This window comes from Mesorhizobium sp. (assembly GCF_004962245.1).
Classification (GTDB): Bacteria; Pseudomonadota; Alphaproteobacteria; order Rhizobiales; family Rhizobiaceae; genus Mesorhizobium.
Map to the genome: position 1 here is coordinate 256,919 of NZ_SUHQ01000005.1, position 10,103 is coordinate 267,021.

11 protein-coding genes are annotated in these 10,103 nt (G+C 62.8%); 3 read left to right on the forward strand and 8 right to left on the reverse strand.

The window, feature by feature from the left end:
* From E5X88_RS08055 to E5X88_RS08070, 4 genes are all read right to left on the reverse strand, one after another.
* Positions 1-903, reverse strand: a complete 903-nt coding sequence (locus E5X88_RS08055; protein WP_126035574.1) for a branched-chain amino acid ABC transporter permease — start codon at positions 901-903, stop codon at positions 1-3.
* A 334-nt stretch (positions 904-1,237) separates the two neighbouring features.
* Positions 1,238-2,239, reverse strand: a complete 1,002-nt coding sequence (locus tag E5X88_RS08060) for a 4-hydroxyproline epimerase (RefSeq protein WP_292160052.1) — start codon at positions 2,237-2,239, stop codon at positions 1,238-1,240.
* A gap of 14 nt (positions 2,240-2,253) precedes the next feature.
* On the reverse strand, positions 2,254-3,591 hold the full coding sequence (locus tag E5X88_RS08065; RefSeq protein ID WP_292160054.1) for an FAD-binding oxidoreductase: 1,338 nt from the start codon (positions 3,589-3,591) through the stop codon (positions 2,254-2,256).
* Between the two features lie 48 nt (positions 3,592-3,639).
* Positions 3,640-4,533, reverse strand: a complete 894-nt coding sequence (locus E5X88_RS08070; RefSeq protein WP_292160056.1) for a dihydrodipicolinate synthase family protein — start codon at positions 4,531-4,533, stop codon at positions 3,640-3,642.
* Positions 4,534-4,602: 69 nt separating this feature from the next.
* Between E5X88_RS08070 and E5X88_RS08075 the strand changes: the two genes are divergently transcribed.
* A complete protein-coding gene (locus tag E5X88_RS08075) occupies positions 4,603-5,295 on the forward strand; it encodes a GntR family transcriptional regulator (protein ID WP_292160058.1) in 693 nt (230 codons plus the stop codon).
* A 10-nt stretch (positions 5,296-5,305) separates the two neighbouring features.
* On the opposite strand, the gene E5X88_RS08080 is transcribed toward E5X88_RS08075, so the two are convergent.
* Positions 5,306-5,629 carry a winged helix-turn-helix transcriptional regulator gene (locus tag E5X88_RS08080; RefSeq protein WP_292160060.1) on the reverse strand — a complete coding sequence of 108 codons (324 nt, stop codon included), beginning with the start codon at positions 5,627-5,629 and terminating at the stop codon, positions 5,306-5,308.
* Between the two features lie 153 nt (positions 5,630-5,782).
* Here E5X88_RS08080 and E5X88_RS08085 point away from each other — a divergent pair, with 153 nt between their 5' ends.
* Together E5X88_RS08085 and E5X88_RS08090 are read left to right on the forward strand one after the other, a co-directional pair.
* Positions 5,783-6,112: a nuclear transport factor 2 family protein gene (locus E5X88_RS08085; protein WP_292160062.1), complete on the forward strand. Its 330-nt coding sequence runs from the start codon at positions 5,783-5,785 to the stop codon at positions 6,110-6,112.
* Complete coding sequence (locus E5X88_RS08090; protein WP_292160064.1) at positions 6,109-6,912, forward strand: SDR family oxidoreductase; 804 nt, start codon at positions 6,109-6,111, stop codon at positions 6,910-6,912. The genes E5X88_RS08085 and E5X88_RS08090 overlap by 4 nt, the downstream gene beginning before the upstream one ends.
* A 71-nt stretch (positions 6,913-6,983) precedes the next feature.
* Here the strand turns inward: E5X88_RS08090 and E5X88_RS08095 are convergent, their stop codons facing one another.
* The 3 genes from E5X88_RS08095 to E5X88_RS08105 form a co-directional block, all read right to left on the reverse strand.
* A complete protein-coding gene (locus E5X88_RS08095) occupies positions 6,984-7,298 on the reverse strand; it encodes a hypothetical protein (protein ID WP_292160066.1) in 315 nt (104 codons plus the stop codon).
* 288 nt (positions 7,299-7,586) lie between these two features.
* Positions 7,587-7,886 (reverse strand): hypothetical protein, encoded by a 300-nt coding sequence (locus tag E5X88_RS08100; protein WP_292160068.1) that lies wholly within the window; start codon positions 7,884-7,886, stop codon positions 7,587-7,589.
* Positions 7,887-8,262: 376 nt separating this feature from the next.
* A complete protein-coding gene (locus E5X88_RS08105) occupies positions 8,263-9,759 on the reverse strand; it encodes a CoA-acylating methylmalonate-semialdehyde dehydrogenase (protein WP_292160070.1) in 1,497 nt (498 codons plus the stop codon).
* Between the last annotated feature and the right edge of the window lie 344 nt (positions 9,760-10,103).

The following is a 10,103-nucleotide window of genomic DNA, read 5'->3' on the forward strand; positions in this document are numbered from 1 at the left end:
TCAGACCTTTTCGACTTCTGGCCGGCCCAGAATGCCGGAAGGCAGGAAGATCAGCACGATCGCCAGGATGGAGAAGGCGGCGACGTCCTTGTAGTCGATCGAGAAATAGGCCGACCACATGCTCTCGATGAAGCCGATCATCAGCCCGCCGAGCACGGCGCCGGGCAGCGAGCCGATGCCGCCGAGCACCGCCGCCGTGAATGCCTTCACGCCGGGTGTGAAACCGTCGGAGAAGGCGATGACGCCGTAATACATCAGGAACAGCGTGCCGGCGACGGCGGCCAGGGCCGCGCCCATGACGAAAGTGATCGAGATGGTACGGTCGACGTCGATGCCGAGCAATGCCGCCATCTTGCGGTCCTGCTCGCAGGCTCTTTGCGCTCGTCCAAGCGACGTCCTGTTGACCAGGTACCAGAACAGCGCCAGCAGCAGCGCGGTGACGACGACGATGATGATCTGCTTCAGCGATACGCTGATACCCTCGATATTGTAGACCTTCGACACCATCGGCGGAATCGGCTTGTTGCGCGGACCTTGCGTCACCTGGACGAAGTTGGACAGCGCGATCGACATGCCGATCGCGGTGATCAGCGGCGCCAGCCGGAACGAACCACGCAAGGGCCGGTAGGCCACCTTCTCGATCGTCCAGTTATACAGGCTGGTCAACAGCATCGCGACGATCATCATGACCAGGAGCGCGATCACCACCGGCACCGAATAGAACAACGCACCGAGGATGAGGAAGACGATGAGGGCGGTGAAGGCGCCGATCATGAAGATGTCGCCATGGGCGAAATTGATCATGCCGATGATGCCGTAGACCATCGTGTAGCCGATCGCTATCAGCCCATAGATCGATCCCAGCGTCAGCCCGTTGATAAGCTGCTGGACAAAATACTGCATGCTGTCGTGGCTCCCCTGGAATGTCGCCCATGCAGACGCATTCCTTTTCGTATTTCCCCTAGTCGTAAAGTTTCGAGCCCGGATTGCAACGTGATTTTTCAATCGTCATGCGTGATTTTGAAACACGCCATCGGATTGCCTGTTCTTTCCCTTCCGGCCTCTGGACTATCGCGGACCCTATCATTGGCATAACGCAATGTCTTTGACGATTCGTCCGCAACATGCACCCTGTTTCGAAGGAATCGCCGTCAAAATAAGTTGATGAGCGGGATCGTTGCGCCGCCAAGGCATCGACCTTTACGCGCCGTTCGTTTCCCTTGGGTCAGTATCCTCTCTATTTGACGACGAATCCGTGTGCGAATGGATCCCGGTCGTCGATGAAGATCGTGTTCAATCCGGTCATGCGCGCCCAGCCGCCGATCGAGGGAATGATCGCCGGCTTGCCCGCCACCGTGACTTCCTTCTCGACCCTGCCCTTGAACAGCGAGCCGATGATGGATTCATGGACGAAATCGTCGCCGGCCTTGAGCTTGCCCTTGGCGTGAAGCTGCGCCATCCGCGCCGAGGTGCCGGTGCCGCAAGGCGAGCGGTCGATCGCCTTGTCGCCGTAGAAGACGGCGTTGCGGGCATCCGCTTGGCTGTCGGTCGGCGCACCCGTCCACAGCATATGCGACAGCCGGTCGATGCCGGGATTCTCGGGATGCACGAAGGAGTACTTCTCGTTGAGCCGCTGCCGCACCACCGGGCTCCAGGCGATCAGATCTCCGGCGGAATGGTCGGCCATGTCGCGATAGTTCTTCTGCGGCTCGACGATGGCGTAGAAATTGCCGCCATAGGCGACATCGACGCTGATCTCGCCGAGCTGCGGGCATTCGACCGTCAGACCCTCGGCATGGAGGAAGGACGGCACGTTGGTGATGCGCACCTCCTCGACATGTTCACCGACCTGCTTGTACTCGGCGGTGACCAGGCCGGCCGGCGTGTCCAGCCTGAGCAAACCCGGCGTCTTCGGCTTGATCAGCCCATGCTCGATGGCCATCGTCACCGTGCCGATGGTGCCGTGGCCGCACATCGGCAGGCAGCCCGAGGTTTCGATGAACAGAATGGCGATGTCGCAATCGGGCCTCGTCGGCGGATAGAGGATCGAGCCGGACATCACGTCATGGCCGCGCGGCTCGAACATCAGCCCGGTGCGGATCCAGTCATATTCGGCCAGGAAATGTGCGCGCCGCTCCATCATCGTCGCCCCCTGGAGCTGCGGTCCGCCGCCGGCGACGAGCCGCACCGGATTGCCGCAGGTGTGACCGTCGATGCAGAAGAAGGAGTGGCGCGCCATTTCTAGAGATCCCGTCAGAAGCGGTTCGGAGAAAACGGAGAAAGATCAAACACTGGATTTTGGCCGAGAATGAGATCGCGGATCAAGCGTCCGGTGGCGGCCGCCTGGGTCAGGCCGAGATGGCCGTGGCCGAAGGCATAGGCTATGGTGCCGGCCGGCCTGGCGCCACCGATCACCGGCAGCGAATCAGGCAGCGACGGCCGGAACCCCATCCATTCGCGGCCGCCGGCCGGATCAAGCCCCGGCAGGAATCTTTGCGCCTTGTCGAGCAGCGCTTTCGAGCGGGCGTAGTTAGGCGGCCGCTCGATGCCGCCGAGCTCGACCGCGCCGCCGACGCGCACGCCGGTTTCGAGCGGGGTGATGACGAAGCCATGGCCGGAGAAGATCAGTTGCCGCTTCACGTCGAAGGCGGTCTTCGGCAGGGTCGTGTTGTAGCCGCGCTCGGTTTCGAGCGGGATGCGGTCGCCGAGATGTTTCGCCAGGAGATGCGACCACGCGCCGGCGGCGATGACGAGGCGTTTTGCCTGCCGCACCGTGCCGTCGGCCAGCATCAGCGTCGCGCCATCCTGCCCCGCCTCGACACGGTCGATCCGCGCTCTTTCAAAACGCGCACCCTTGCTCTCGGCATAGGCCCAGATCGCCTTGCCCAATGATTTCGGATCGGTGACGGTCTTCCAGCCGGGTACGAAGGTGCCCTTGACGAAAAGCGGCGACAGGCCCGGCTGCAAAGTGGCGAGAGCATCGCCCTCGACATGGCCGAAGCCGATGCCGAACCGTTGCCTCGCCGCCCAGCCGGGCAGCGACGCCTTGAACTCGGTCTCGCTCTCGTAAAGTTCGAGCGAGCCATCCTCGCGCAACATGTTTTCGGTGCCCGAACGCGCCATCAGCCCGGCCCATTCGGCTTCGGCAAGCCGCATCATCCCGGCCTGCGCCACAAGGCTGGCCTCGTAGCGGTCGCTTCGGCCGGCGCGCCAGAAGCGGACGAGCCAGGGCAGCAGCTTCGGCAGATAGGCGGGCGGGATGCTGAGCGGGCCGAGCGGGTCGGCAAGCCATTTCGGCAGATGCCTGATCATGCCCTTGTGGGCCAGCGGCAGCACATCGGAAAAGGCCAGGGCGGCCGCATTGCCGGAACTCGTTTCCTCGCAGATCCCCGTCCGATCGAAGATCGTGACGTTTCGCCCCGCCTCGGCCAGATAGGCGGCGACACAGATGCCGATGACGCCGCCGCCGACAATGGCGATGTCTTCACCTTCTCCCCGCTCACGGGGAGAAGGTGCCCGAAGGGCGGATGAGGGGCGGCGCCCCGCTTTTGCCGACTTGGAAATTCCTTGCACGTGGGCGCTGCCCCTCATCTGGCTGCCGCCATCTTCTCCCCGTGAACGGGAAGAAGAGAGCCTGCCTCAAAACGTCGGCAGCACCGGCCGCACCGCCAGCGCGTCCCTGACGATCTTTTCGACCGTCTTGCGGCGCTCGCCCGACAGCGGCTGGCGCGGCATGCGCACACGGTCGTTGGTGTCGATCGCCAAGACTTCCGCGAGCTTGATGTTCTGAACCAGATAGGTCGAGACGTCGAGGTCGAGCAGCGGCCGGAACCAGCGGTAGATTTTCAGTGCCTCCTCGCGGCGGCCCTGCTTCATCAATTGGTAGATGGCGACCGTCTCGCGCGGGAATGCGGTGACCAGTCCGGCCACCCAGCCGATGGCGCCGACCGATAGCGCCTCGAACGCCAGATTGTCGACGCCGGTGAACAAATCGTAGCGGTCGCCGAAGCGGTTGATGATCTCGGTCGAGCGGCGGATGTCGTCGGAGGATTCCTTGATGGCGACAAAACGCCTGTCCTTCGCCAGTTCCTCCATCTGGTCGACGGTGACGTCGACGCGATAGGCGAGCCGGTTGGAATAGATCATCACCGGCAGGTCGCCGGCCTCGGCGACGGCACGCAGCGCAGCGACCGTCTCCTCCGCATTGGTGTGGTAGATCGGGCTCGGCACCACCATCAACCCGTTGGCGCCCTCCTTGGCGGCACGGCGCGCGATCGCAGCCGCCTCGCGCGTGCCGGCTTCGTTGACCGTCAGCAGAACCGGCTTGCCGGCGGCAACTTTCTGCGCGGTCTTCAGCACCTCGATTTTCTCGTCATGCGACAGCATCGGCCCCTCGCCGAGCGAGCCGCAGACGATAATGCCATCGCAGCCGGCCTCCATCTGCAACGCAAAGCAGCGCTCCATCTCACCATGGTCGAGGCGGTCGTCCTCGGTGAATTTGGTCGTGACGGCGGGAAAAACTCCGGTCCACATGGTCATTGCTCCATCTGATATATCAGTCGTATATTTATTAAGAAACGGACTGTCAACACGGATTTCACTATGATATATCAAAAATATATCAGGAGCCCGCCTTTGATATTCAACGAAACAAGTCCCGCATTCGAACCGGTCGCGGCGAAAGCCTACCGCACGCTCGAACACATGATCGTGACGCTCGAGCTGGCGCCCGCGAGCTTCGTCACGGAAAGCGCGTTGATCGACAGGCTTGGGCTCGGCCGTACGCCGGTGCGCGAGGCGATCCAGCGGCTGGCGTGGGAGGGACTGCTCGATGTCCGGCCCCGCGCCGGCATCGCCATTGCCCCGCTCCATCCCGGCGACTGGCTGCGCGTTCTCGATGCGCGGCGTGGCGTCGAGGTGGTTCTTGCCCGCTCGGCCGCCCGCTTCGTCACCCGTGAGGCCGCCGACCTGTTCCACGATGCGGCACTGGCCATGCAGAAGGCAGTGATATCGGGCAATGTGCTGGCCTTCATTCAGGCCGACAAGGCGCTCGACGAGGCGCTGGCGCTGGCTGCCGACAACCCCTTCGCCGCGCGGCTGGCGGCTCCCCTGCAGACCCACAGCCGCCGATTCTGGTTCCGCTACAAGGCCGATACCGGGCTTGCCGAATCGGCCGAGCATCACGTCGCGCTGATCCGCTCGATCCTCGCCGGCGACGAAGACGCCGCCGCCAAGGATGCCAAGCGCCTGATGGCGCTGCTGCGCGCCCATGCCGAGGCGGCTGCCACGCGATAGGAGATCGGCATCAGCCTTCGGCCGGCTCTTTGAGTTCCGCCCATTTCAACAAGGCGTCGAGAGCCGGGCAGAGCGCCTGGCCCCAGTCGGTCAGACAGTACTCGACTTTCGGCGGCACCTGATGATGCACGATGCGGCGGACGATTCCGTCGGCCTCCATCTGCCTGAGCTGCTGGATCAGCATCTTCTGCGAGATCGCCGGGATCGCTCGTTCGAGATCGGAAAAGCGCAGCACCTTGCCACCGAAGAGGTGAAACAGGATCACCAGCTTCCAGCGGCCTTCGAGGATGCGGAGCACATTCTCCACGCCGCTCGCCGCGGATGACGGCGTCAATGCCTCGACCTTACTTTCAGGCCAAAGCTTACTTTCGGGTAAGTACCTAACTTTTTCGTCGGTTCTTGTCATTTCTTCAGCATATCGCATTTTAGAGACCGGACAAGGGCCGCGGGCCTCGCGGGGCCGGAACTGCGAACAGGAGAATGAAACATGACCGTGAAGCTTCCTCAGCCGCTGACGGCGTATTTTGCCGCCAAGAACAGGCATGACATCGAGGCAATGCTCGTTCCCTTCTCGCGGGACGCCACGGTCAGGGACGAAGGCGAAAACCATCGTGGTTCCGCCGCCATCCGCACCTGGATGGAAACAACGACGAATAAGTACCGGGTGACGGTCGAGGTCGCCGGCGCGACCGTCAACGGAGATGCGTGGCGGATCGCCGGCATAGTCTCCGGGAATTTCCCGGGCAGCCCGGCGACGCTCCACTACAGCTTCACTCTGAACGGCGAGCGGATTGCACGGCTGGAGATCGGCTCGTGACCACTCCGCAGAAATTTCCGGTCACTGGGCAGGAATTTTCCGGCAAGCGCGCTCTCGTCACAGGCGGCACCAAGGGAACTGGCGAGGCCATCGTTGACAGACTTTCGGCGGCGGGCGCGCTGGTGCTCACGACAGCCCGTTCGGAGGCGCCCGAGACATTACCACGGAGACTCTTCGTGCAGGCCGACGTAAGCACTCTGGCGGGTGCCGAAGAAGTCGCGACAAGTGTCGTGGACCGTCTCGGCGGCGTCGACATAATTGTCCACAGCGTCGGTGGGTCGAAGAGCCCGGGCGGAGGCTTTGCTGCACTGACCGATGAGATCTGGCAGGACGAGCTCAGCCTCAATCTGCTGGCGGCGGTGCGGCTCGATCGCCTGCTGATTCCCAAGATGATCGAGCGCGGCTCCGGCACGATCGTGCACATATCTTCGATACAGCGCCGTCTGCCGCTCCACGAGTCCACGATCGCCTATGCGGCGGCGAAGGCAGCGCTTTCGACCTACAGCAAGGCGCTTTCCAAGGAACTTGGCCCGAAAGGCATCCGGGTGAACACGGTGGCGCCAGGCTGGATCCATACGACGGCGTCGGAGGCCATGGTGGCAAGGTTGGCGAAGCATTCCGGCTCGGATGAGGCGACCGCCCGCCAAGGCATCATGGCTGCCCTAGGCGGTATTCCGATCGGCCGGCCGGCATGGCCGCAAGAGGTCGCTGAACTGGTCGCCTTCCTTGTTTCGGATCGTGCGTCCGCAGTCCACGGCGCCGAATACGTCATCGATGGCGGCACCATACCGACGGTCTAACAGCGAAAGAAAGGGCAAAGAACCACAAGGCGCCCGGCGGGCTGCCAGGCGCCGAGCATCGACCAATTCCGTCATGCGTCCTGGTCGGTCGGGATCACCACGTTTTCCCAATGTTCGCCGGCCGCGACGATGCAGCTTCTGCCAGCGATATCGGTGACGATGATCGTCCAGGTTCCGGTCTCGGCGACAAAGACTTCCATGATCGCCATATGACCGATCAGCCCGAAAGCAAACTGTCTTTCCTGGAACTTCTCGCTCAGGTGGGCGACGAGATCGCCATGTTCAACGCAGTATTGATATTGGGCGCTTACGGCGTTCGTACCCACCACCAATGCGCCAGCAAGAACCAGGGCTTTCACCCAATCCAACAGCGATTTGCGTGCCATAGGGCACCTCCTTTGCCATCACGTTCCGGCAAGGAGACGCCTCATTATGCCGGAACGATCCAGGCCGGTTCCGACGTCATCACCATCGCGTCGTTCCTTTCTGTGTTCCGGTCTGTCATCAGCGGGAGCGATTACATGTTCCCACTATGTTCCGTATATGGTATCGGCAGCGAAAAAGCGCAAGCAGGCGCCCGTAACGGGCGCCTGTGGATCCGTTTCAAGGCCGTCGACGAGAACCGTGGTTTGAGCCGCTATGTCAAGACCGCGGCCGCAGCAGAAAGGCCACGCTCAGGTGCCTGGCAGCGCCGCTGTCGTCAGCGCGCTCTCCCAGCCTTCCCCCACCGAAACCACGCAGCTTTGACCTCGTGTGTCGCTGGCGAGAATGGTCCAGGTGCCCTGGTCGGAAACGAAGACTTCAACAATCACATTCGGATTGACGACGCCGAGCGCGGTCGGATTTTCCTTGAACTTGTCGCCGAGCGCCTTGATCATGTCGGCTCGTGCCGCGCATTGTTCGGCCGCCGTTGCCGGGGCGGCGGAAAACGCCGCGGCCGCTGCGCAAAGTATCGTTGCCACTAGACGTGTCATCTGACACCTCCTTGCGCCAGACAATGTCCCCGAAGCCTTCGCCAGCGCCGTTGGTTGGTCTGCCGCGCCCCTCCTTCGCTGCAGGATTGCAATTTAAGATTTCTGCTGCCCGCCTGGTTCCATCACATTAGCGTTCAGGCAGATACTGGCCGCGACCCGATATGAAAAAGGCCCGGCGCATCCGGCCCGGGCCTTTCGTTCTTCCATATCCAATCCGGATTTGCCTGCCCGCGCGCCCGCAGCCAGAGGCGAGGACGCGCAAACAAGGGAACCGTCCGGCTAGTTCATCGTCGGGATGACGAATTCGGCGCCGTCCTTGATGCCGCCCGCGCGCCCGCAGCCAAAGGCGAGGACGCGCAACAAGGGAACCGTCCGGCTAGTTCATCGTCGGGATGACGAATTCGGCGCCGTCCTTGATGCCGGACGGCCACCGCGAGGTCACCGTCTTGGTCTTGGTGTAGAAGCGGAACGCGTCCGGTCCGTGCTGGTTGAGGTCGCCGAAGGAAGACGCTTTCCAGCCGCCGAAGGTGTAATAGGCGATCGGCACCGGGATCGGCACGTTGACGCCGACCATGCCGACCTGGACCCTCGAGGCGAAGTCGCGGGCGGCATCACCGTCGCGGGTGAAGATGGCGACGCCGTTGCCCATCTCGTGGTCGTTGGCGAGCTTGATCGCGTTCTCGTAAGTCGGTGCGCGCACCACCGAGAGCACCGGTCCAAAGATCTCTTCCTTGTAGATGCGCATGTCGGCGGTCACGTTGTCGAACAGGCAGCCGCCCATATAGTAGCCGTTCTCGTAGCCCTGCATGGAAAAGCCGCGTCCATCGACGACCAGCTTGGCGCCTTCCTTAACGCCGGTGTCGACATAGCCCTTGACCCGCTCCAGTGCCTGCGCCGTGACCAGCGGGCCGAAATCGGCGGACGAATCGGTCGACGGGCCGACCTTCAGGCTTTCGACACGCGGCACCAGCTTTTCCATCAGCCGGTTGGCCGTATCGTTGCCGACCGGGACAGCCACCGAAATCGCCATACAGCGCTCGCCGGCCGAGCCGTAGCCGGCGCCGATCAGCGCGTCGACGGTCTGGTCCATGTCGGCATCGGGCATGATGATCATGTGGTTCTTGGCGCCGCCGAAGCACTGCACGCGCTTGCCGGCCGCGCAGCCGCGCGAGTAGATATACTGGGCGATCGGCGTCGAGCCGACGAAGCCGATGGCCTTGATATCAGGATCGTCGAGGATGGCGTCGACCACGTCCTTGTCGCCGTTGACGACGTTGAGGATGCCCGCCGGCAGGCCGGCCTCGATGAATAGCTCGGCGATGCGCATCGGCACGCCCGGATCACGTTCAGAAGGCTTCAGGATGAAGGCGTTGCCACAGGCGATGGCCGGCGCGATCTTCCACAGCGGGATCATCGCCGGGAAATTGAACGGCGTGATGCCGGCGACGACGCCGAGCGGCTGGCGCATCGAATAGACGTCGATGCCGGGGCCGGCGCCGTCGGTGAACTCGCCCTTCATCATATGCGGCGCGCCGATGCAGACCTCGACCACTTCCAGGCCGCGCTGGATGTCGCCCTTGGCGTCGGCGATGGTCTTGCCGTGTTCACGCGCCAGAATGTCGGCCAGCGCGTCGTAGTCTCTGGCGACCAGCTCGAGGAACTTCATCAGGACGCGCACGCGCCGCTGCGGATTGGTCTCCGCCCAGCCGGGCTGTGCCGCCTTGGCGTTTTCCACCGCCGCGCGCAATTCCGCCTGCGAGGCCAACGCCACCGTGCCGCGCACCGTGCCGTCCATCGGCTGCATGACATCCTGCTTGCGGCCGCTGGTTCCAGCAACGCGCTTGCCGCCGATGAAATGACCATATTCGATCATGGTTTCTCTCCCTGCATTTGTGATGGGGCATTGTCCGCCTTTGCGCGACCGATGGCAACGCGAGCGAAAACGCAACCGTTGTGCGGAGAATAGATAACGATCAGCGCCTGTGCATCAATTGCCGCAAATGGTAGGGTGCAATATCGCAACACGGATTGAGAGATTGAGTTCCTTCACGCCCCCCTCTGTCCTGCCGGACATCTCCCCCACAAGGGGGGAGATTGGATGTCACCGTCGCTTTCGCAAATCTACAACGTCGCAGAGGGTGCGCCGTAGGCGAAGCTGCCAATCTCCCCCCTTGCGGGGGAGATTGGCAGCTTCGCCTACGGCGCACCCTCTGCGAC